The organism is Lactobacillus sp. WILCCON 0058, from assembly GCF_057198005.1.
This window is the reverse complement of sequence record NZ_JBUBHM010000001.1, coordinates 1547851-1571375: the sequence shown is the minus strand read 5'-3', so window position 1 is coordinate 1571375 and position 23525 is coordinate 1547851. Positions and strand designations below refer to the sequence as shown.

Here is a 23525-nt window from a genome sequence, read left to right as displayed (position 1 = left end):
AGCAGTCAATAGTTAATAAAAGCAGGGAAATCAGGGAAAACAAAAAGACGCGTGAGCTGAGCTCTACGCGTCTTAAACAACCAAAGTTATTTGGATATTTTTGGAATTCTGGTCTGCTTCTAGCTTTCCAGTCCAAGCCAAATAGTGGATTGCTTAAGACACAATCCACAACAACAAGCAGTCATGTTTACGTTGAACAGATTCTTGTTGAACATTTGGCTTACCTCCTAAATTAGTTACTGCAAGTATAACTGGTATTTTTTCTTTTGACAAGGAAAATTAGAAAAAAGTTACAGAAAACTAATTTTCTTTGTTTTTCCTGCCCTGCAGGCGGAAGTTCTGCCAGATAGCCAGGAGGGTCAGCAGGGCCAGGCAACTGAAGAGGATGAAGTCGTATCTGCCGCCCTGGTAGCTTCTTTGGGCCAAGGTCCCTTGCCCGTTTTTCTGGGCCAGGGAGATCAAGGCCGTGGCCAGGCTGACGCCGACTGAACCTGCAAACTGCTGGATCATGTTGAAAGAGGAATTGACGTCAGCTACGTTTTTTCGCTCAACTAGAGTTGAAGCATTGGAGATGGTGTTGGCAAAGCTCAAGTTGAAGCCGGACCGGATCACGATGTGGCAGACAACGATCAAGACCGGGGTTAAAAGGGGCTGCAGGACTAAGAGCAGGCAGTTGCCCAAGAGAAAGAGGCAGCCGCCCAGGGTCAGCGGAAACTTGAAGCCCCGCTTGTCGGCCATTTTTCCGGCAAAAGGCGAGATGATCGCGCCGACGCAGGACCCTGGCAAAAGAACCAGGCCGCTGATCAAGCTGCTGGTTGCCAAAGCGTACTGGGCATAGATGGGAACGGCGACAGACAGGCCGATGTTGACCAGCTGCAGGCAGAAGTAGGTTAAAGCGGCCAGGCAGACAGTTTTTTCTTTAAAAATTGCCAGGTTAAGCAGGTGGCTGCCGCCGCGCTTGTTGACAAAAAGGAAGAAGGAAAAGAGGATTGCTCCGGCTAAAAGCAGGATCCAGGCCAAATTGCTGGTCCCGATTAAAGACAGGGCATAGATGATGGCAAAAAGGGCCAGCCCCAGCAAGAGCAGGGAAGGAGCGTCAAATTTTTCCTTTTGCCGGGCAACCTGATTGCGGATGTAGACCTGGCCGCCGATTAAGCTGACTAAGGCCAGGGGCAAAAGCAGCCAGAAGATCATCCGCCAGCTGGCCATGGTCAAGACCAAGCCCCCGTAAGTTGGCCCCAAGGCCGGGGCAAAGGAGATGATCATGCCGGCAAAACCAGTCATGAGGCCCAGTTTTTGCTTAGGGACCTGGGTGAAGATCAGCTGGAACATGATCGGGGTGGAAAAGCCGGTAGCGATCCCTTGAATGACCCGGCCGGCCAGCATCAAAGGAAAGCTGGAGGTTACTGCGCAGATGACGCAGCCGCAAATGAAGGCCAGGGCGGCTCCTAAATGCAGCCAGCGGGCCGGGACCTGCTTGAGCAGGTAGGCGGTGGTCCCCATGACGATGGTGACCGTCAAGAGATAGGCGGTAGTGATCCACTGGACGGTTGCCAGGGGCTGGTGGAACTGCTTGACTAAAAGCGGGTAGGCGACGTTCATGGAGGTTTCATTCAGAATGCCGATGAAGGTCATGAGCCCAGCGCTGAAAATAGCGAGGTTGACTTTGCTTGATTTTTCCATAAAAACCTTTCTAAGAGCACAAAAAGGCTGTCAGCGGTAGCTCCGCGACAGCCTTTGAATTATCTTTCAACAAGACTATTCTATCATAAATCTGCTTTTAAAAAAATTATTTCCGGTAGAGCAAAAGGGCAGTTCCAGCCAGATCGACCGTGTAATCTTCGGTTTCCAGTGGCCGCTTGGTCATGCCTTGGTCGGTTGAGTAGATGATGAGGCCCAATTTAGCGCCAGCAGGCAGGGTGTAGTAAGTCGGCTGCAGTTCAAATTCCAGGTCGACGAACTGGCCGGCTTCCAGCTTGCTTGGCTGCTTCATGTCCTGGTAGTTCTGCAGGTTCATGTGGGCCTTGGTGATCAGCTTGGCCTTAGTGGCCTTGTCCGGAACGAATTCCTGCAAGGAGTCTGCCCCAAAGCGGAAGCCGAAGGGCTGGTTTCCTCTGGCAAAAATCTTTGGCGTTGGCGTCAGCCGCTGCCGGGTTCCCAGGTCAACCAGGGCAACGGACAATTGGCCGACAGTCTTGTCAGCTGCTACCCGGACCCGGACCTTTGGCCGGCCGACCAGGGTAGTCGGGTGGAGGAATTCCTCGCTTTCAAAGCGGAGGCTGGCCTTGGCCCATTTTTCCTCCCCGCTGATAAACTGGTATTCCCAGTCAGTCTCGCTGATGCCGGCCTTCTTGAATTCTGTCCCACCCAGGTCGGTGAAGGTCAGCTGGCCCTGGCCGTTTTCAACCGTTGACAGGTCGCCGTCAGCCGTTGGTGAATAGAGGCTGGCCTGACCCAGGTCGTTGGCCCAGTCGTTTTCTTCATGCCACTTGTCGGCTTCCAGGTTGTCCTGGATCATGACCTTCGGCCATTGTTCATAAGCCCCGTTTTCCACTTCTAAAAGCTCGTGGACGAACCAGAGGTTCATGAGGTCGGTGAAGTCGATGGAAACCAGGTTGTTCATGTTGTAGTGCGGACCCTGGTGGAGGAAGAGGCGGGATTCAACTGGCAACTGCTTGACCTTTTGCCAGATCTTGTAGACGTTCTTTGGCTTAACGTTCCAGTCATTTAAGCCGTGAACTGAGATCCAGGAGCACTTGATGCCATCAGCGTGGTGGCGGTAGTTTCTGGCTTCCCAGAAGTCAGAGTATTGGCCAGTTGCCCGGTCCTGGCCAGCAAAAAGTTCTGCCTGCTCTGCTTCATAAGCCTTTTTGGCGGTGAAATTGCCCCCATCCCAGAGGTTGGATTGGCAGACTTCGGCCAGCTTGTCCATGTCTTCGCCCTGGCATTCGCCTGGCGCGACAACCAGGCCGTGTTCCCGGTAGTAGTCATACCATGAGGAAATAGCGGCTTCAGAAACCACCGTCTTCAGCCCCTTGACCCCGGTTGTTGCGATGGCAATCTGCAAAGTGCCCAGGTAAGAGCGGCCAGTCATGCCGACATTGCCGCTGCACCAGCTGGCTTTTGTTTCAAAGCGGCGGGTCCGGTCGGTATAGGCTACCCGGTCCCCAGTCAGCCATTCGATGACTTCTTTTTGGGAGATGGTTTCTTCCGGTGACCCGGTGATCCGGATCCCATCCCCGTGCCGGTTGCCGATGGCCCCGGAGAAGACGGAGGCAAAGCCCCGGGCCAGGAGGTATTCGTTTAAGCCGTAAGAAGACTGGCCGGTTGCCAGTTCTGTCGCTAGCACGTCCTGGTCGCTTGGGGCAGGACTTTTAACCAAGGGCTTGGCCACGTACTTGGGATTGGTCCAAGTAGTCGCGTCAGTCAGGTTTTCGTCAACATTGTGGTTAGTTTTGACATTGTCGATGATCCCGCCAAAGTATGGTGAAGCCGTGTAAAGGGCTGGAACTTTCAGCTGGTCCTGGCTTTCAACAGGCCGGAAGACCGTGACTGGCAAAAGGTCGCCTTCCCCGTCTCCATCCGTGTCCAGGTCGCTTTGCACGTAAACGACTTCGCGGATGACCTGGCTGGTGTCAAAAACTGGCAGGGACTTGCCATTAAAGAACATGAACTTGCCTTCCCCCCAGAACTGGGTGAAGTAGCCCTTGCCGGCCATGACGTCTAAAAGGATCTGCCCATTTTTGCTCCGGGTGTTGAGCAGGCGGTAGAAGGCAAAAATCAAATTTTCTTTGCTCTTTAAGTCTTTAAAGGCGGGCAGGGCATGCTTTTTCCCGCAAGAAAGAGGATCAGTCAGACTGTAGTCGTAGTTTGGGTGGTAGCCTAACAGCTGCAGGGCAACATTGGCAAACTGGCTGGCGGTGATGGCAGTTGGCGTGTCCAAGAGAAAGGTGGCCAGGTCAGTTTGGTCATCCACGGCAAATTCCGCCAATTTGGCGTCCTTAGCCTGGCGGGTCGTGGCTTCAGCCAGGACATTGCCGGTCAAGACGGCCAGGAGCTCACTAAAGGAAAGGGAAGAGTAGTTTTCCGGCAAAAAGTTGATCGCCAGCAGCTCTTCAGCAGCCTTTTCCGGACTGGTTTCAACGTAGGCATATTGATTGTATTTCATGCTTTACCTCATCTTTATAACTTTGTATCTTTACATCTATGGATTATTGAATCTTTTTGCTTTATCCAGTTTTTTAGCTGTTTTTTAAGCAAGTTCTCAAGTTAATGCAAGCAAACCGCTTCCTTTTTGTCAAGGGAAAAATGGTCAAGAAAAAAAGCAACTTTTTTCCAAAATATGTTTGACAATTTATCCCTGGTCTAATATACTTAATTTGTTGCGTCGGAGCATAACGGTTCGGTAGCTCAGCTGGATAGAGCAACGGTCTTCTAAACCGTGGGTCGTGAGTTCGAATCTCACCCGAATCATGATTGCAACCAGAGAAATCACTGAGGCTTGCCTCGGTGATTTTTTTGTTATATTCGCATAAAATTTGCCAAGCTGGCAAAAGTAAACTATAATGGAATAAATAATAAACGCTTGTTCGAGCAATCCTGGCCTCATGGCTGGGGCCTTTTTATTTGCTCACGATTTTTTACACAAGGCAGGAAATGTAATGACGACGGTAATTTTAGCAGAGAAGCCCAGCCAGGCTAGGGCATACGCGGCAGCTTTTGCCCAGAGCCAGAAGGGGGAGGGGCAGATTAAGGTGGCTGACCCTATTTTGCCGGCAGATACGGTGATCACCTATGGCTTTGGCCACCTGGTGGAAATGGCCCTGCCGGAAGCCTATGACGCCAGCTACAAGCGCTGGTCTTTAAAGAAGCTGCCGATTTTTCCAGACCAGTACAAGTACCTGGTCCCCCGGGACAAGAAGAAGCAGTTCAATATTGTCGCTAATTTGCTCAAGCGGGCAGATACGATCGTGATTGCCACTGACAGTGACCGGGAAGGGGAAAATATTGCCTGGTCCATCATGCGGCAGGCAGGGATCGACTTGAAACAAAAGCGCCTCTTCCGCCTCTGGATCAACTCTTTGGAAAAAGCCGCGATCAGGGAAGGCTTCCAGAACTTGCGGCCAGGCTGGGACTACTACTACCGCTATAAGGAAGCCCAGACCCGGCAGATCAGCGACTGGCTGGTCGGGATGAATGGCAGTCCCTTATTTACCTTGCTTTTAAGAAAACAGGGGATCAAGGGGACTTATTCAATCGGCCGGGTGCAGACGCCAACTTTGTATATGGTCTACAAGCGCGACCAGGAGATTGCCAATTTTAAGCCAGAGAAGTACTGGCTGCTTATGGCCGATTTTTGGCAGGGAAGAAAGAAATTTACCGGCCGCTTGCTGCCGGAAACGAAATTCAAGAGTCCGGCGGAACTGGAGCAGTTTTTGCTGGCTAAAGGCGGGAGTTTGGGCAAGCAGACTGGCCGGGTGACCAAGGTGGAGAAAGAGCAAAAGAGCCTGGCCAGCCCCCGCCTTTTCTCCTTGTCCAGCCTGCAGACGGAAGCCAACCGCCGCTATCATGCTTCAGCCAGCCAGGTTTTGCAGGCCGTGCAGAATTTGTATGAAAACAAGTTTTTAAGCTACCCGCGGACTGACTGCAACTATATTACGGACAACGAGTATGCCTATCTGGCCCAGAACCTGGACCGCTACCAAGGGCTTTTGCCAAATTCTGCAGAAGTCAAAGAGCAAATGAAGCCTTTAAAGGCGGAGAAGCGCTATGTCGACTCCAGCAAAGTCCAGGAGCACCACGCTATCATCATGACCAAGACCGTGCCCAGCCAGATGCAGTTAGGGAAAATGTCCAAGCTGGAAGGGCGGATCTATGATTTGGTTCTGCGGCGGACTTTGGAAATGTTTTTAAAGGCCTACGTCTATGAGAAGACAACGGCTTTGATTGATGTTGGCCAATTGACTTTTAAAGCCAGCGGTAACGTCACTGTGAACCTGGGCTGGAAGATCCTGGAAGGGCCAGTCAAAGACGCCCAGCTGCCTCCTCTGGAAGCTGGCCAGGAACTGACGGCTAAATTGAAGGAGCAGGAAGAAGAGACCAAGCCCCCGGCCAAATTTACGGAAGGGAGCTTGATCACGGCCATGAAGACAGCGGGCAAGACCCTGGACGATGAAGAAGCCCAGGCCATTTTAAAGGATGTTGAAGGGATCGGGACGGAAGCCACCCGGGCCAGCACCATTGAAATTTTGAAGAAGCGGGGCTACATGCAGAGCCGGCAAAACAAGCTGTCGGTCACCCCGGAAGGGACTATTCTTTGCAAGGCGGCCGAAGCAGAGCCGCTTTTAGTCAGCGCGCAGATGACGGCTCAGTGGGAAAAGGCCTTAAAGCAAGTTGGGGCTAAAGAACGGAGCCAGGATAACTTTTTAGGGCAGATCAAGAAATTTATTTCGAAGATGATCATGGAAGTGCCTGGCAAGATCCAGGTCGACCAAGGCTTGCAGGAAGAAGCCCAGACCCGGCAGGCCAAAGCCGCGGCAATCGGGCCTTGTCCGGTCTGCAAGAAAGGAGAAATTACTGACAAAGGCAAGTTTTACGGCTGCAGTAATTACCGGGGCGGCTGCCACTTTACCCTGCCCAAGAAATTTGCCGGCAAGAACATGGGCAAGCGGATCGTCAAGACCTTGATCAGCAAGGGTAAGACCGACAAGCTGGACGGCTTTGTCTCTAAAAAGAGCGGGCAGCGGTATTCAGCCAAGCTGCAGCTGGAAGGGGACAAACTCTCTTTGGCTTTTGACTGATTTTTAGCAAGAAAGCAATATTTTTTAAAATGAGTTAACAATTTCGTTACAAATGAAATAGGGCTCGAAAACTGTGGTAAAGTATGAAAAGGCATTTATTGATAAAAGTGTAAATTATCTGGGTGCTTTTTGTTAATAATAGAATTATGAGTTTTGTATCTTTAGATAATGAAGGGTGTGACTGCTAAAAATTATTCATTTTATCCAATGCTAAATAGCAATGTTTCTTACCAGTTCTTGATATAATATCTATATCGAAAGATTGGAAGGAAGAAACGATGAGCGAATACATGTCCATATCAAAAGCAGCTGAGTATCTTAACGTTGCCAAGTCAACTCTCCGCAATTGGGAAGCTGAGGGACTGATTACACCGCTTAGAACTGCCGCCAATCAACGTCGCTACACTAAAGAAATGCTAGATGAAGTTCTGCAAGGAAATGTGAAGGCATCTAAGCCTAAGAAGCCACTGACCATCGGCTATTGCCGGATTTCTTCTGGTCATCAAAAAGAAGACCTCCAAAGGCAGAAGGATGTAGTGTCTAGATATTGCGAAGTCAATGGCTATCAGTTTAAGATCATTCAAGACGTTGGATCAGGTCTCAACTATAAGAAAAAGGGCCTAACCGAGCTGATCAACATGATCTGCAAGAAACAGTGTGAACGAGTCGTGGTAAATTACCAAGACCGACTTGTTCGTTTTGGCTTTGAAATGATTGAGACGATCTGCCAGGCAAACGACGTAGAGCTAGTTGTCATCAATCAGACAGACAACGTTGATCCAAATTCAGAACTTGTAGAAGACGTTTTATCTATAATCACTGTTTTCTCAGCTAAGCTGTATGGAAAGAGGTCGCATCAGAATGCAAGAGTCATCCAAGAAAGCAAAAAGCTCTTCAATCAAGCAGACAGTGACAAAGACTCAGCCCAAGACGATTAGAGTCTACTCCAAAAAGTTAAGCGATGAAGAATTTGCCAGAATGTCCGACTTCTTTGAAAGATACGGCAGGTGCCGGCATTTCTTTTTGAACCGCTACTGTGGCATCAAGTCGATGCTTGCGGTTAATAACTGGCAGACTCTGCGTAACCAAGTTCGCAAATGGGACAAGCCGGTTAAGGGATCAAAAGGAAAGCTGGAAACAGTCTATAGCTTTCAAACCAAGCACTGGGTAGGCGCTCTCCGTGAAGCATGCGCCAACATAAAAAGCATGTGGTCGAATCTGGATAACCGCTTGAAGAAAGTGATCCAAGGAAATGAAAATCTTTCTGCAGATCAGCGCCACCTTTTGTTCTTTATCTTGAAATTTAAAAGTGCATGGCAAGCCGTTCTTCTTCACAAGCCAATTGAGCTGCCAGAAGAATATGCCGAAGCTTTAACTGAAATAGAAGCTAAGCTGACGGATAAGCAAATCAAGCAAGCATACAGCTACTTACGCCGGATTACGTATCGCTATCACTACCGGGCACGCAAGTCGGGCAAGCTTGGCTCTAGCATGAAGTGTGACTTGAATTGGGCATTTGAAGGAAATATTTTTTCATTCAGTTCAGACGTGCCTAGAAAGCAGTTTTCTGTGGAGATGACCAGCCCGTGGAGTTATCCACGCACCGGCGATATCACAGTAGTGCTTGACCGCATCAAGCAGCGCCTCGAAGTTCATAAGCTGATCACTAGCAAGCGTTACAGTAACAATTCAAAGAAGGCGATCGGCATTGACAAGGGGCTTGCCACCTTGCTTTCCTGCAGCAGCGGCAATGAATATGGTAAAAACTTCAGCAAGCTTGCCAATGCCATCGTTGACAAGTACGGCAAGCGAAACGCAAATCGGCAGCCTTATATGAGTTTGCGCTGGCTGCTCAATCAGCAGCTTGAGCAACTGGAAAAGGCAGACAAACCTTTGTCTAAGACAGCTTCGAAGAAGAAAAGAAAACAGCTTGGCAAGCTTAAGAATCTGGAGCAGAACAATATCGGCAGAAAGTCGTATGAAAAGAGTTACCGCTCAGCGCAAGAAACTGTCAGAAGCTTTATCAACTGTGCGATAAACAGGATGATTGAGACAGAGCATCCGGCAGTCATTGCCAAGGAAGACTTGACGTTCGTAAAAGAAAAAGGCGTCAAATCAGATAACAGCAGATTCGCAAGAAAAATGCGCAAGCGCTTGAATTCATGGACTAAGGGCCAACTGGATGAACGCATTGAATATCTTTCAAGCAAGAATTCGATTGAAACTCATGATGTCAATCCGGCATATACTTCTCAGTACTGTCCGATCTGCGGGCAGCATTTTGAAGAAAGATACGGCAGTCATCATGAACTGACTAAATGCAAGAAATGCGGCGAGATGAATGCGAATATCGCCGCTGCAAAAAATATATTGAGTAGATTAACTGACGAAGAAATCACGCTTTATACGCCTTACAAGCGAGTTAAGGAAATTCTTGACAGTCGGATAAAAGAAGCATAAGCCAAGTAATACTACAAAGTTGAAGGCTCTAGCATGTAAGGGCAGTCAGCTTTAACGAACTCAGTTCGGGGTATTAAAATCGCGGCTTGACTGCTTCGAGAAGGCATCACGATATGCTTGCCTGCTTTTTAGCAGGCAAGATGCCTTCAAGACTGCCATGCTAAAAGTTTCCAGTGGGGCAGATAAAAAGCTATTGGATGACGCCATTTGGCGTTGTTTGACAGCCAACCGTACTCACTGACCTTAACTTCAAAAGGTTAAAAATCTGATTTCTTTTGCCAAGTTGAATCTACCCATAGATTTCACTAGAAAGGAATATCAGAAAAACTTACCAATACTGATGTGATTATCAAGATTTAGTAAGTTTTATGATTCGGGAAGAGTTTGATGAGACGTTTTGCCCTGGGCATGATGACCAGCGCGGCTTTGATGGTCGGTCTGGCTAGTCAGGTGCAAGCAAGCAGCAGTAAAGACTACAGTAAGAGCACGAATACCGATCTTGTGACCAAGATCATGGGGGATAAGAGCTACCAGGTCTATTCCTCGCTCAAACTGGAAGAGGTAACTAAGAAGGTCAAGACAAAGACCAAGGAAAAGAAGAAGTACACGGTTAAGAAGAAGGTCGCCTATAAGAAGAAGGGAAAGACCAAGTACAAGACAGTCAAGCAGGTCAAGTACAAGTGGGTGACCAAGACTGATTACAAGAACGTAAAGAAGAAGGAGTGGAAGTTTGGCAAGAAATTGACGGCTTCTTCTGACTTCAGATATTCTCATGTCCAGTCCAAGTCCTACAAGGTCAAAGGCGGCAAGCGCTACTACTACATCTACGTTGATGGCCGGCCAGTCGGCTACGTGAATGAGAAGGCTTTTGCCCTTTCTAAGGCTAATGTGGTCTCTCAGGTCAGCCTGGTCAATAACCCGTCTGACTCGGTTGGCTTTAACGCTGAAGACGCGATTAACTATGTAACTGACAAGCATGGCAGCCTGGTTGACAATGATTCAGTTGAGATCAGTTGCAAGTCTGCTAAATTGAATATTTCTGATACTGGCTATGTTTCCAGCAAGAAGGCCGGGACAGCAGTTTTGACCTTCAAGTATGGCAAGGCAAAGGCAACCAGCAAGCTGACGGTGCGGGGGGATGCAAAAGAAGGGATCAGTTCCGCCAATGTAACGCCGGTTAAAACTGACTTGCCAGAGATCAAGACCTGGTCAGCCAGTGACGGGGCCAGCATATCCTCGTCTTCAACTATTACTTCTGAAGACGCGGTTTCCAGTGCCCACAAATACTGGGCGACCAACATGTCTGGCAACACCAAAGGCGCGGATATTGAAACCATCTTCTATCATCCAGCATTTTTGAGCGCGCCAGGTTCAAGCAACCTGGAGGCCAAGGTATCCAGTGCCGTTCAAGGGATTGATTTTTATGACAATGACCTGGTGACCAGCAACCTTGACTTAGGCCAGGCAGACAACCGGGAAGCCAGAGGCCACATGGTTTACTACAACATGCGAGGAGTCAGAAAATACAACTGGCAGCTGATCCCAAGCAAGATGCTGAGCTTCAACACTTGGCTGAGCTACATCAAGAACATCAAGGTCAGCCCATACATGAAGCTGGGCCATGGCCAGTCAGTCGGCAGCACCAAGAAGTACGTTTACGTTTTGGCCAACTGGAACCGGTCCAACAACTGGTCTAACTCCCAGGAACTGATCCGGGTCAAGAAGTCAACCATGGAAATTGACAAGATCTGGACTTTCAAGGTTTGGAACGGGTCAGCCAAGTACCCGCGGATTTTCCTTAACGCGGACGTGATTGACGACAATACCTTGATTGCTCTCTTCCACAATGCTTCTAAGCACCGCTATGAATACTGGAAGATTTCCAGAACTGGCGACAGCTTCAAGGCCAAGGAAGTTGGGGCAACCGGCAGCGACCTCATCAGCAATTCCGCTGAAGTTCAGGGCTTTGTCTGGGACAGTGCATATGACGTTTACTACATTGCCTTTAACGACTACCTCTTTAAGATCGGGGCAGGCTTAGATGGCGGAACGGATGCCGGTAAGCTTTTGAATTACTACAAGTTTGACACAGGCCGGGAGTTTGAAGGTTTGGGCAGCTACAAGGGTGAGCTCTACGTCAACTTGAACCATCCGACGGAAACTTTGAAAGTGGATCATATTACAAAATAGTTGAGTTTAATGATTGTGAGTATAAGAGGAATGAATTTGAAGAAGGTACTGGCCTTTTCAGCCGCAATTATGGCAGTTGCTTGTTTCTTTGAAGTTGGTCAGCCAGTTGCGGCCGCGAGTGAACAGCTGTCGACCAAGGTGATCGACGGGAAGAAAAACTACGGGATCTATTCCAGCTTAAGTCAGGTAAAAGTCAAGACTGGCAAGGGCAAGAAGAAAAAGACCAAGCTGGTCTGGAAGTTTGGCAAGAAAATGGCCAGCAGCAAGGAATTCAAGCTGGCTCACGTCCAGTCCAAATCTTACAAGCTCGTCCGGGGCAGACGGTATTACTATGTCTATGTTGATGGGCGGGGAGTCGGCTATGTCAGCGAGCGGGCTTTTGCCAGAAGCAAGATGTCTTTGGTTAAGAGTGTCAGCCTGGTCAATAATAAATTGGATACCAACGGCTTTGTGACGACTGATGCCATCAACTACGTGACAGACAAGCACGGCAGCGTAGTTGACGTTAACTCTGTGAAGCGGTCAGCTGACCGGATTTCTGAGAAAAAGCCAGGCCGCTACGTAGTAACTTACCGCTACGGCAAGGCCAGCGGGAAGGTCACGGTAACGGTTAGAAGCGATGCCAAAGAGGGCATTTCTAAGGCCGATGCCAAGTTGGGCAAGGGCGGCAATGTTGGCAAGACCTGGTTTCCAAGCCAGCTGGCTTTTAGAGGCAACTACAATGCCCAAGTCGCTCCGCACACTTACGTGGGGACTGACAAGCATGGCAAGAAGACGGCCAAATTGACTACCAAGTTTTATGAGCCAAATTCATTTAGCCTGCTGGAAGGCAGCCAGGAAACCAATGTCCGGGGCAATGTCCAGGGTTTGGATGTATATGGCCAGGACATGGTCACGACCAATTATTATGGCGGGCCTGAATCGTCTATGGACGGAGCCCGGGGCCACATGGTGCTTTACCACTTAAACCAGGTGCCAAAGTATGCCCTGCAGTATATTCCAACCAATACCTTGAATTACCAGCTTTGGAAGAATTACGTCAAGAGCATCAAGATCAGTCCCTACATCAAACTCGGCCATGGTCAGTCTGTTGGGTCTACGTCATGCTACATCTATGAACTGGCTAACTGGAACCATACCAAGAAACTGCGGTCAAACGAGCTTTTGCAAGTCGATAAGAAAGACATGCAGATCAAGCGGATCTGGACTTTTGCCGTAAGCAATGGCGAGCGGAAAAACAACCGCTACTTCTTAAACGCGGACGTGATTGACGACAATACCATGCTGGCCCTGTTCCATAGCAAGTCCAAGCACCGCTTTGAAATTTGGAAGATCACCCGGACAGGTAGCAGCTTCAAGGTTAAGGAAGCAGCCGCCACTAATGGTGACTTGATTTCCAACTCCAGCCAGGTGCAGGGTTTTACTTATAACGTTGCTCACAAGTGCTATTACATTGCCTTTAACGATTACCTGTTCAAGATCGATGCCAAAGGCAACCTGGTCAACTACTACCACTTCAATGCCAAACGGGAAGTAGAGGGTCTGGCTTCTTACAAATCGAAGATCTATATAGCCATGAACAAGCGGGCAGAAGTTTTCGACTCGAACATGGCGAAATAAGTCGGTCGGTTAATGAATAAATTTCTTTGTTAATAAGCGCTAAGCAGAAACATCTGCCTAGCGCTTTTTTAATCTGAAAATAATAGGCTAAAGACTATAAATAGTGGATTTTCCACCAAGAAATCTGTTTAACATTAGCAAAAAGTGAAGAAAATGATGGACTTTTTTTAGAAAGATGGTAAATTTAAGAGGTGTATTTAATCAGAAAAAATAAATATTTAGGGAGACAAATCAACTATTGGAGAAGACATGAAGAAATACAAATATATTTTTTACTACGTTAGCATCTTGTATACGATCGGGACCTCGCTATGGAGCGGAACGATCTACCTATTTATGCGGCACAATGGCTACAGCTACAGCCAGATCAATCTATTCTTAGAGATTTTCTGGCTGGTCACCTTCTTTGCCGAAATACCTTCTGGCTACATTGCTGACAAATTCGGATATCTGAAAACCATAATGGCCAGCGGGATCTTCAGAGCTGTAGGTTTGATAATTTTGGCACTCAGCCCCATGAACTTATTGTGGTTGACGGTCAGCGGGGTCTCGACCGCTTTGGGGGATTCCTTGCAATCGGGCACCATGACTTCCTGGATTGCCAACAAGGCCGTTGAGCATGGTGAAAAAGACCAGCTGGGCGCTATTTTCTCTGGCTACAGTATTATCGGCACGCCCTTGACCATGGCTGCCACCTTCGTTGGGGCTAATATTTTAGGCAATATCCGCCTGGACCTGCCTTTGCTTATCGGGGCAGCCTTTTTGCTCGCGACCAGTTTGACCATCATCCCACTCTTAAAATATGACAGCCAAAACCTGGCTGAGGCGGAAGAAGGGATGCCGAAGCTGAACCTGGTTGCCGATGTAAAATTTACGGTCAAGCAAGAACAGAAGACTTTTGCCTGGATCTTGCTTCTGCTTCCCGTGGCAATTATTTCAGCCGGCCCGCTTGACCAGTGGCAGATGTACTTTCAAAGAGGCAAGACCGTCAATTCTGGGACGATTTCTATCTTGATGAGTTTGTCCGGGATGCTGGCGATTTCCCTTTACAACCGCTATGTGTCCAAAAAGCCGCTGTCTAATAGAGGACAGACCCGCTTGATTGTTGTCAGCACGGTTATGATGGCTGCTACTTTGCTTGGCGTGGTTGGGTTGAAAAACTGGTATTATGGGTCTCTCGTCTTGTTCATGCCCCATACCATGTTTGGCAGTTTAGAAAATATGCTGGGCGGGATTGTTTTGCAAACGACGATCCAAACAGAGAACCGCCGGGCGACTATTATGTCTGTTGCCAATGCCTTGGACGCGGGCGCCGAAGTCGTGGTTTTGGCAATTAACGGCTTTTTGTCAGACCACTATGGCATCGGCTTTGCCTGGGTTAGTCTGGCTGCTGTCGGTTTGCTGATCTTTTTGCTAGCAATTTTTGGCATGCAGAGTAAAAAGTTGGAAGTTGAGGAAATTTAAATGGAGATTACAGGATTTTTCAAGGATGGCCGTCTACAGGTCATTCCCCGCAAGCAAAGGGCGAAAGATGCCTTGTTTGATGCTTTGATTGACCGATTTGAATTTGGCCGGGATTATACTGAAAAGGAAGTCAATGAAGTTTTGGCGGCAGTCTATGATGACTACGCTATTTTGCGCCGCTACTTGGTTGACACGGGCCGCTTGGAGCGGGACCCTTATGGCCATCATTACTGGCGGGCAGAAAAGGAAGATTGATTTTATGGCATTAAGACCACCTCTGGTGGTCTTTTTCTTACGACTTTTTAACTAAAAACGAATGTTAATAAGAAACTCTTGGTAAATAGTTCATCTTTCTCTTTAAAAAAGTTCAGTTTTCTGTTATCCTAAGGGAAAGCAGACAGGAGGAATAATCGTGACTAGTAGAATCAGTGTTGTAATGGGCTCCAAGTCAGACTGGGGCTATATGCAGGAAGCTTGCAAGCTGCTCGATAAGTTCGGGGTTGACTACGACAAGCAGGTTATTTCAGCACACAGAATGCCGGAAGAAATGTTCGCCTTTGCCCAAAAGGCAGCGGAAAACGGCACTAAGGTGATCATCGCCGGTGCTGGCGGGGCCGCCCACCTGCCAGGCATGATTGCCGCCAACACTCCCTTGCCGGTAATTGGCTGCCCGGCCAAGACCAGCGCTTTAGGCGGGATGGACTCTCTTCTTTCCATCGTCCAAATGCCAGCCGGCATCCCTGTAGCGACGACCGCCATCGGCCCGGCCGGCGCCAAGAACGCGGCTCTTTTAGCCATGCAGATCTTAGGCATCGAAGACAAAGAACTCCAGCAAAAGATCGTGGACTACCGCAAGGAAATGCACGACCAAGCCAAAGAAAGCAGTGCAGACCTTGTCTATTAAAATCAAGCCCGGCCAAACTATCGGCATCATTGGCGGGGGACAATTAGGGCAAATGCTGGCTTTTGATGCCAAGGCCAGCGGGATGAAGGTCATCATTCTGGACCCAACTCCGGCTTGCCCGGCTGGCCAAGCCGCTGACGACCAGATCGTGGCTGAATACAGTGATATCGAGGCTATCCATGAACTGGCCCGGCGAAGCGACGTCTTGACCTATGAATTTGAAAACGTGGACCTGGATGCCCTGGAAAGCGTCAAGGACCAGGTCTTTATCCCGCAGGGGACCAAACTCCTTTACACGACCAACAACCGGATCCGGGAAAAGACTTTTATCCAAAGTGCCGGCTGTGAAGTGGCCAAGTTCAGAGCGGTCAAGAACCGGGCTGACCTGGACGCTGCTGTTAATGATTTGGGCCTGCCAGCTGTTTTAAAGACCTGCGAAGGCGGCTATGACGGCAAGGGCCAGGTCGTTTTGAAGGAAATTGCCGACTTGGACAAGACTGCTGACGTCTTAGCCTGCGGTGACTGCATCTTGGAAAAATTCGTCGACTTCCGCATGGAAGCCTCTGTCATGGTCGGCCGCAACTGCGATGGCCAAGTCACGGTCTTCCCGGTCAGCGAAAACATCAACCAGGGCGAAATCCTGCATGAAAGCATCGTGCCAGCCCGGATCTCACCGGACTTGGCCAAAGAGGCCCAGAACGCTGCTGTCAAGATCGCTGAAGCCATCGACCTGCGCGGGATCTTGGGCGTGGAAATGTTCGTCACTAAGGACGACAAAATCGTCATCAACGAACTGGCTCCCCGTCCCCACAACTCCGGCCACTACTCGATTGAAGCCTGCAACTTTTCCCAGTTTGCTGTCCACAACCGGGCAATTTGCAACTGGCCATTGCCAAAAATTAAGCTGCTCAGCCCGGTCGTCATGGTCAATGTTTTGGGCCAGCACGTGGCCGGAACCGAAAAGCTGATTGCTGAAAAGCCGCAATGGTCCTTCCATGACTATGGCAAGGGCGAAGTCCGCAGAGACCGGAAGATGGGGCACGTGACGATCTTGACCGACGATGTCGACAAGACCCTGGCTGAGATTGCAACGACCAAAGTTTGGGATGTATAATTAAAAAGCAGATTATTGTTGATTTTTTAAAGGTGGAAAATAAATGATTGAACGCTATACCCGACCAGAAATGGGCGCCATTTGGACTGATGAAAAGAAGTATGAATGCTGGCTGGCAGTAGAAATCGCTGCTGACGAAGCTTGGTCCAAGCTTGGCCACATTCCGGCAGAAGACGTGGAAAAGATCAAGAAAAACGCCAAGTTCAGCGTTGACCGCATCAACGAAATTGAAGCCGTGACCCACCACGATGTCATCGCCTTCACCCGGACCGTTTCTGAATCATTGGGGCCGGAAAAGAAGTGGGTGCACTACGGCTTGACCAGTACTGACGTGGTTGACACTGCCCAGGGCTACCAATTAAAGCAGGCTAACGACATCCTCCGCAAGGACATCCAGGACTTCATCGACATCCTGGCTAAGCGCGCCCTTGAATTCAAGGACACGGTCTGCATGGGCCGCACCCACGGCATTCACGCTGAACCAACTACTTTTGGCTTGAAGTTTGCCCGCTGGTACTCAGAAATGAAGCGGAACCAAGAACGCTTTGAACACGCTGCCCGCGGGGTGGAAGCCGGCAAGATCTCCGGTGCCGTCGGCACTTTCGCTGAGGTTGACCCGGAAGTTGAAGCATATGTCTGCAAGAAGCTGGGTTTGCGCGCTCAGGAAATTTCAACCCAGGTCCTGCCACGTGACCTGCACGCAGAATACATTGCCGCCATCGCCCTGGTCGCAACTTCTTTGGAAAACATCGCTACTGAAATCCGTTCTTTGCAAAGAACGGAAATCCATGAAGTTGAAGAACACTTCGCCAAGGGGCAAAAGGGTTCTTCTGCTATGCCGCACAAGCGCAACCCGATCGGTTCAGAAAACATCTGCGGGATGGCCAGAGTTCTCCGTGGCAATGTCGTAACTGCCTACGAAGACGTAACCCTCTGGCACGAAAGAGACATTTCCCACTCAGGTGCTGAACGGGTAATCCTGCCAGACAGCACCATTGGTCTTGACTACATGCTCAACCGGATGGGCAAGATTCTGGCCAACCTGGACGTCTTCCCAGAAACCATGAAGAAGAACATGGACAAGACTTTGGGCTTGATCTACTCCGGCCGTGTTCTGCTCAAGCTGGTTGAAAGCGGTATGAGCCGGGAAGCTGCCTACGACTTGATCCAGCCATATACGGCCAAGTGCTGGGCTGAACAAGTTCCATTCCGCCCTCTGCTTGAAGCAGACCCAACCATTCAAAAGCAACTGACTAAGGCTGATCTTGATGATGCCTTCGACTACCACTGGCACCTGCGCCACGTCGACGATATCTACAAGCGGCTGGGTTTGGAATAAGTGTAAAAAGACAATAATTTTTAGTGCGATCCGCAATATAAAAAGAATAGAGAAATTTAGATAATCAAAAGCGACTCATAAAATGAGCCGCTTTTTTGTTCGGCTTTTCTCTGATATCTCTTTTATTTTAAGATTATGTCCAAAAAGAATGGGATTGTTTCCGTTTGTAAGCGGAACATTGGCTAAAAATGTTCGCTAATCTCTTGACCAAACTTTTTTAAGTTGTTATCCTTAGTTCAAGAAAGAAATTACGAATAGTAATTCCTGCTTACATTATTATAGTTCGTGTTAATCGGAGGGTAAAAAATGGCAGAATTGCTTTATCAGGGTAAGACTAAGGAAATGTGGACCACTGACGATCCAGAAGTGCTCCGCGCTGTTTACAAGGATGACGCTACCGCTTTGGATGGCTTGAAGCACGACGTCTTCCAAAACAAGGGCGAACTTGACGCGGAAATTTCCAGTCTGGTTTTCGAATATTTGATGAAGCATGGGGTTAAGACGCACTTTATCAAGCGTTTGTCTAAAAACGAACAATTGGTCAAGAAGGTCAAGATGATTGACCTGGAAGTCGTTACCCGGAACATCGCGGCTGGATCATTCTGCAAACGTTATGGCTTGAAAGAAGAAGGTGAGAAGCTGGACACCCCAGTTGAAGAACTCTTCATGAAGAGCGACGCCCTGCACGACCCGCTGATGAACGAATCAGACGCCATTGCCTTCCACCTGCTGACTCATGAAGAACATGAACAGATCTGGGAAATCTCCCGCCAGGTCAACCAGCTTTTGACCAAGCTGTTTGCCGAAGCAGGCATGCTGCTGGTTGACTTCAAGGTTGAATTCGGGACCCTGCCAAACGGCGAAGTTGTCCTGGCTGACGAATTCTCACCAGACAACTGCCGCCTGTGGGACATGGAAACCAAGGACCACATGGACAAGGACGTTTACCGCCGGCAAATCGGCAACCTGATCGATGTTTACGAAAGAGTTTTGGCCCGTTTGAAGGATGCTTTGGCCAAGGAGGATTAAGCAAATGACTACTGTACGGATTTACGTAACTTACAAGCAATCAGTTTTTGACCCGCAAGGTGAAGCCATCACCAACTCAATTCACTCTTTGGGCCACGATGAAGTCAAGGCGGTCAAGGTCGGCAAGTTCTTCGACGTAACTATTGAAGAAAAGGACAAGCCTGTAGCTGAAACTGTTAAGGAAATCTCTGAAGAGCTGCTGGTTAACTTCAATATGGAAACCTACAGCTACAAGATCTTGGAGGAAAAATAATGAAGTTTGCGGTAATCCAATTCCCGGGCTCCAACTGCGACATCGACCTCTACGAAGCCCTGCACACGGTTTGCGGCGCTGACGTGGCCTACGTTCCTTCAAAGGAAAGCAGCCTGGACGGCTTTGATGCTGTCATGCTGCCAGGGGGCTTTTCATACGGGGACTACTTGAGAGCCGGCGCTATTGCTCGCTTTACCAACATCATGCCAGCTATTGTCGAAATGGCCAAGGCTGGCAAGCCAGTCTTTGGGACCTGCAACGGTTTCCAGATCCTGACTGAAGCTGGCCTTTTGCCAGGGGCCTTGAAGAGAAATGACTCTTTGAAGTTTGTCTGCAAGACGGTTGAACTGGAAGTAGTCAACAACGACACCATCTTTACTTCCGAATACCAAAAGGGCGAGAAGATCAACTTGCCGATCGCGCACGCTGACGGCTCCTTCTACGCCGACCCGGAAACCTTGCAGAAGATTGAAGACAATGGCCAGGTCGTTTTCCGCTACTCAAAGGAAAACCCGAACGGCTCTTTGAACAATATTGCCGGGATCACCAACGAAAGAGGCAATGTCTTAGGGATGATGCCTCACCCGGAACGGGCAGTCGAAGCCCTCTTGGGCAACACCGACGGCTTGCGCCTGTTTAAGTCAATTTTGGACCACGCGGAGGTAAAAGCGTAATGATGCAGGAAATGACTCCAGAAGAAATCAAAGAAAAGAAGCCTTATCTCGATTGGAGCTTGTCTGAAGAAGAATACGACTACATCTGTGACAAGCTTTTGCACCGCTTGCCAAACTACACTGAAACCGGCCTTTTCTCAGCCATGTGGAGCGAACACTGCTCATACAAGAAGTCTAAGCCCGTTCTCCGTCTCTTCCCAACCAAGGGTCCGCGCATTTTGCAAGGGCCTGGTGAAGGGGCAGGGGTAGTTGACATTGGCGACGGCCAAGCAGTCGTTTTCAAGGCTGAAAGCCACAACCACCCAACTGCAGTTGAACCTTACCAAGGGGCAGCTACTGGCGTCGGCGGGATCCTCCGTGACGTCTTCAGCATGGGGGCGCGGCCAGTTGCAACTTTGGACTCCCTGCACTTTGGTGAATTAGATGACGCCCACACCCGCTGGCTCTTAAACGAAACTGTAGCCGGTATCGGCGGCTACGGCAACTGCATGGGCATTCCAACTGTCGGCGGTGAACTCACTTTTGACGACATCTACAAGGGCAACCCAGTCATGAACGCCATGAGCGTCGGCCTGTTGGACGTCAAGGACATGCAAAAGGGCCTGGCTCAAGGTGAAGGCAACGCCGTGATGTACGTCGGGGCTAAGACTGGCCGTGACGGGATCCACGGGGCAACCTTTGCTTCTCATTCATTTGACTCAGAACACGAAAGCCAACGTTCAGCCGTTCAAGTCGGCGACCCGTTTATGGAAAAGCTGCTGCTTGAAGCCTGCCTGGAATTGACCCAAAAGCACGCTGACTGGCTGGTCGGCATCCAGGACATGGGGGCAGCCGGGATCGTTTCCTCAAGTTCAGAAATGGCTTCAGAAGGCAAGTCCGGCATGGAACTGAACCTGGACCTGGTACCGCAAAGAGAAAGCGGGATGTCTGCTTACGAAATCATGCTGAGCGAATCCCAGGAAAGAATGCTGCTTTGCGTTAAGAAGGGCCACGAAGAAGACGTTAAAAAGATTTTTGACTTCTACGACCTTGACGCCGTTGTTATCGGCCGGATTACCAGCGGCCACAACTACGTTTTGCGCCACCACGGCGAAGTAGTCTGCGACATCCCGGTAACCAGCCTGACTGAAGACGTTTTGGAAGAACCAAGCGAAGAAAAGCAGCCGCAGCACATGATCGATGACGCAGCTAAGCCTGCCTGGGAACCAGAGATTGCTGATTTGGCCAAGACATACAAGCAGATGCTGGCCCAGCCAACCATCGCTTCTAAGGAAATGTTCACCCAGACTTACGACTCCATGGTTAGAACCAGCACGGTTGTAGGGCCTGGTGAAGACAGCGGCGTTTTGCGGGTCCGCGGCACCCACAAGGGGATTGCCATGACCACTGACGGCAACGGCCGCTTCATCTACCTGGATCCGGAAATCGGGGGCAAGCGGGCCGTTGTTGAAGCTGCAAGCAACATCATCGCCAGCGGGGCAGAACCTCTGGCCATCACTGACTGCTTGAACTTCGGGAACCCGAACGAACCAGAAGTCTTCTGGGAACTTCACCACTCAGTCATGGGGATTGCCAAGGCCTGCGAAGTTCTGGAAACTCCAGTTGTTTCCGGGAACGTTTCCCTGTACAACGAAACTGACGACAAGTCCATCTACCCAACGCCAATGGTCGGCATGGTCGGTCTGGTCAAGAACCTGGACCACCTGGTCAGAGACAGCTTCCAAGAGGAGGGCGACGACCTTTACCTGGTTGGCCAAACCGGGGCAGACTACGCCGGTTCAGAACTGCAAAAGATGCTGACTGGGGAAATCTCCGGCTCTTTGAACGATTTGGACTTGGACCACATTAAGGGCTACCAAAAGCGGCTCTTGGCCCAAATGGAAGCAGGCCACGTAGCCAGTGCCCACGACTTAAGCGAAGGCGGCCTGGCGGTCAGCCTGGCTGAAAGCAGCTTTGGCCACGGCATCGGGGCAGAAGTTGCCTGCGACTTGACCAGTGCTGAACTCTTCAGCGAAACTCCTGGCCGCTTCCTGGTCAGCGTGCCAAGCGAATACTCAGCTGAATTCGCTGCTGCTTTGGCCGGCGACGCGGTCAAGCTCGGCCAAACTGCTGGCGACAGCTTGAAGCTGACTTTGAAGGACCAAGCAGCTGACTTACCGGTAGCTGAATTGAAGCAAATTTGGGAGGAAGCCCTGCCATGCCTTATGAAATCAAAGGATTAAACGAAGAATGCGGCGTTTTCGGGATCTACAACGTTCCTGACGCGGCTAACGTGACCTACTTCGGTCTCCATGCCCTCCAGCACCGGGGCCAGCAGGGGGCCGGGATCGTGGCCAGCGATGGCCAGAAGCTCCGTCAGTTCCGGGACCGCGGTCTCTTGTCAGAAGTTTTCTCCAACCCAGCTGACCTGGACTTTTTGAAGGGGAACATGGCCATCGGCCACGTCCGTTACGGTACTGCCGGTTCAGATTCCCTGGCCAATGTCCAGCCCTTCCTTTTCCACTTCCAGGACGGGGAAATCGCTCTTTGCCACAATGGGAACTTGACTAACGCCCAGACTTTGAAAAAGCGCCTGGAAGATTCCGGGTCAGTCTTCCAGTCAAGCTCGGATACGGAAGTCCTGATCCACTTGATCCGGCGCAAGGTCCGCATGCCGTTTATTGAAGCCTTGAAGGCCAGCTTGAACGAGGTCAAGGGGGGCTTTGCCTTCCTCTTGATGACTAATGACACCCTTTATGCAGCCCTTGACCCTAACGGCTTCCGGCCGCTGGTTTTAGGCCGAATGGACAATGGCAGCTATGTCGTGGCCAGCGAATCCTGCGCCCTTGACGCGGTACACGCCAAGCTGGTCCGGGACGTGCAGCCAGGTGAGCTTATTATCATCAACAAAGACGGGATCAAGATCGACCATTATACGACTGAAACCCAGCTGGCTGTCTGCTCAATGGAATACATCTACTTTGCCCGGCCGGACTCCATCATCCACGGGGTCAACATCCACACCGCCAGAAAGCGGATGGGGATGCTGCTGGCCAAAGAACAGCCAGCTCCAGAAGATGCCGACATGGTAATTGGTGTGCCAAACTCCTCACTGTCAGCAGCGACTGGTTATGCTGAAGCAGCTGGATTGCCTTATGAAATGGGCTTGATCAAGAACCAGTACATTGCCCGGACCTTTATCCAGCCAACCCAGGCTCTGCGTGAGCAGGGGGTTAAAATGAAGCTGGCTCCAGTCCGCGGGGTGGTCAGCGGCAAAAATATCGTGGTCGTTGACGACTCAATCGTCCGCGGGACGACTTCCCGGCAGATCGTGCAGATGCTGAAAGAAGCCGGCGCCAAGTCGGTGCACATGCGGATTGCTTCTCCGCCTTTCAAGTACCCGCACTTTTACGGGATCGACATTTCTGAAAGAAAAGACTTGATGGCGGCCAAATACAGCGTCAGCGACATGTGCAAGCTGATCGGGGCTGACAGCCTGGGCTTTTTAAGCATTCCAAGCCTGATCAAGGCGGTTGACATGCCAGACGCCGGCGACGCGCCAAATGGTGGTTTAACTGTAGCCTACTTTGACGGCAAGTACCCGACTCCTTTGTACGACTACGAAAACCAAATCAAGGAACCACTGGACGTTGAACCGGTCGAAGAAATTTTAAAGAAGCAAAACAGAGGTGAATGATC

At 49.9% G+C, this 23525-nt stretch carries 17 protein-coding genes and 1 tRNA gene; 16 read left to right on the top strand and 2 right to left on the bottom strand.

Translation table 11 applies throughout. The features are described 5' to 3' along the window. Positions 1-300 precede the first annotated feature (300 nt). Together ACYVUU_RS07230 and ACYVUU_RS07225 are read right to left on the bottom strand one after the other, a co-directional pair. A complete protein-coding gene (locus ACYVUU_RS07230) occupies positions 301-1683 on the bottom strand; it encodes an MFS transporter (RefSeq protein WP_484500466.1) in 1383 nt (460 codons plus the stop codon). Positions 1684-1789: 106 nt separating this feature from the next. Beyond that, positions 1790-4168 carry a Xaa-Pro dipeptidyl-peptidase gene (locus tag ACYVUU_RS07225; protein WP_484500465.1) on the bottom strand — a complete coding sequence of 793 codons (2379 nt, stop codon included), beginning with the start codon at positions 4166-4168 and terminating at the stop codon, positions 1790-1792. Positions 4169-4399: 231 nt separating this feature from the next. Here ACYVUU_RS07225 and ACYVUU_RS07220 point away from each other — a divergent pair. The 16 genes from ACYVUU_RS07220 to purF all read left to right on the top strand — a co-directional run bounded on the left by ACYVUU_RS07220 (position 4400) and on the right by purF (position 23523). Further along, positions 4400-4473, top strand: a tRNA-Arg gene (locus tag ACYVUU_RS07220). Positions 4474-4661: 188 nt separating this feature from the next. Further along, positions 4662-6800: a type IA DNA topoisomerase gene (locus ACYVUU_RS07215; RefSeq protein ID WP_484500464.1), complete on the top strand. Its 2139-nt coding sequence runs from the start codon at positions 4662-4664 to the stop codon at positions 6798-6800. A gap of 278 nt (positions 6801-7078) precedes the next feature. Beyond that, positions 7079-7738, top strand: a complete 660-nt coding sequence (locus tag ACYVUU_RS07210; protein ID WP_484498991.1) for an IS607 family transposase — start codon at positions 7079-7081, stop codon at positions 7736-7738. Further along, positions 7662-9260, top strand: coding sequence for an RNA-guided endonuclease TnpB family protein (locus ACYVUU_RS07205; RefSeq protein WP_484500463.1), 1599 nt, complete (start codon positions 7662-7664; stop codon positions 9258-9260). Before ACYVUU_RS07210 ends, ACYVUU_RS07205 begins: the two co-directional genes overlap by 77 nt. A gap of 387 nt (positions 9261-9647) precedes the next feature. Beyond that, on the top strand, positions 9648-11450 hold the full coding sequence (locus tag ACYVUU_RS07200) for a hypothetical protein (RefSeq protein ID WP_484500462.1): 1803 nt from the start codon (positions 9648-9650) through the stop codon (positions 11448-11450). 30 nt (positions 11451-11480) lie between these two features. Then, positions 11481-13070, top strand: a complete 1590-nt coding sequence (locus ACYVUU_RS07195; protein ID WP_484500461.1) for a hypothetical protein — start codon at positions 11481-11483, stop codon at positions 13068-13070. Positions 13071-13319: 249 nt separating this feature from the next. Further along, a complete protein-coding gene (locus ACYVUU_RS07190) occupies positions 13320-14534 on the top strand; it encodes an MFS transporter (RefSeq protein WP_484500460.1) in 1215 nt (404 codons plus the stop codon). Continuing rightward, a complete protein-coding gene (locus tag ACYVUU_RS07185) occupies positions 14535-14789 on the top strand; it encodes a DUF2087 domain-containing protein (protein ID WP_439775971.1) in 255 nt (84 codons plus the stop codon). A 181-nt stretch (positions 14790-14970) separates the two neighbouring features. Continuing rightward, the gene (purE, locus tag ACYVUU_RS07180; protein ID WP_004560842.1) at positions 14971-15438 is read left to right on the top strand and encodes a 5-(carboxyamino)imidazole ribonucleotide mutase; all 468 of its coding nucleotides are present in this window, start codon (positions 14971-14973) and stop codon (positions 15436-15438) included. After that, complete coding sequence (purK, locus tag ACYVUU_RS07175) at positions 15428-16552, top strand: 5-(carboxyamino)imidazole ribonucleotide synthase (protein WP_484500459.1); 1125 nt, start codon at positions 15428-15430, stop codon at positions 16550-16552. Before purE ends, purK begins: the two co-directional genes overlap by 11 nt. Before the next feature lie 43 nt (positions 16553-16595). Then, entirely contained in the window at positions 16596-17891 is a 1296-nt protein-coding gene (gene purB / locus ACYVUU_RS07170; protein WP_439775973.1) for an adenylosuccinate lyase, read from the top strand. Positions 17892-18197: 306 nt separating this feature from the next. Continuing rightward, positions 18198-18920, top strand: coding sequence for a phosphoribosylaminoimidazolesuccinocarboxamide synthase (gene purC, locus ACYVUU_RS07165; protein ID WP_439775974.1), 723 nt, complete (start codon positions 18198-18200; stop codon positions 18918-18920). 4 nt (positions 18921-18924) lie between these two features. Next, positions 18925-19173, top strand: coding sequence for a phosphoribosylformylglycinamidine synthase subunit PurS (purS, locus tag ACYVUU_RS07160; protein ID WP_050890377.1), 249 nt, complete (start codon positions 18925-18927; stop codon positions 19171-19173). Further along, positions 19173-19847, top strand: a complete 675-nt coding sequence (gene purQ / locus ACYVUU_RS07155; RefSeq protein ID WP_439775975.1) for a phosphoribosylformylglycinamidine synthase subunit PurQ — start codon at positions 19173-19175, stop codon at positions 19845-19847. Before purS ends, purQ begins: the two co-directional genes overlap by 1 nt. Next, complete coding sequence (purL, locus tag ACYVUU_RS07150) at positions 19847-22069, top strand: phosphoribosylformylglycinamidine synthase subunit PurL (RefSeq protein WP_484500458.1); 2223 nt, start codon at positions 19847-19849, stop codon at positions 22067-22069. The genes purQ and purL overlap by 1 nt, the downstream gene beginning before the upstream one ends. After that, complete coding sequence (purF, locus tag ACYVUU_RS07145) at positions 22045-23523, top strand: amidophosphoribosyltransferase (RefSeq protein WP_484500457.1); 1479 nt, start codon at positions 22045-22047, stop codon at positions 23521-23523. Before purL ends, purF begins: the two co-directional genes overlap by 25 nt. The last annotated feature ends 2 nt before the right edge of the window (positions 23524-23525 follow it).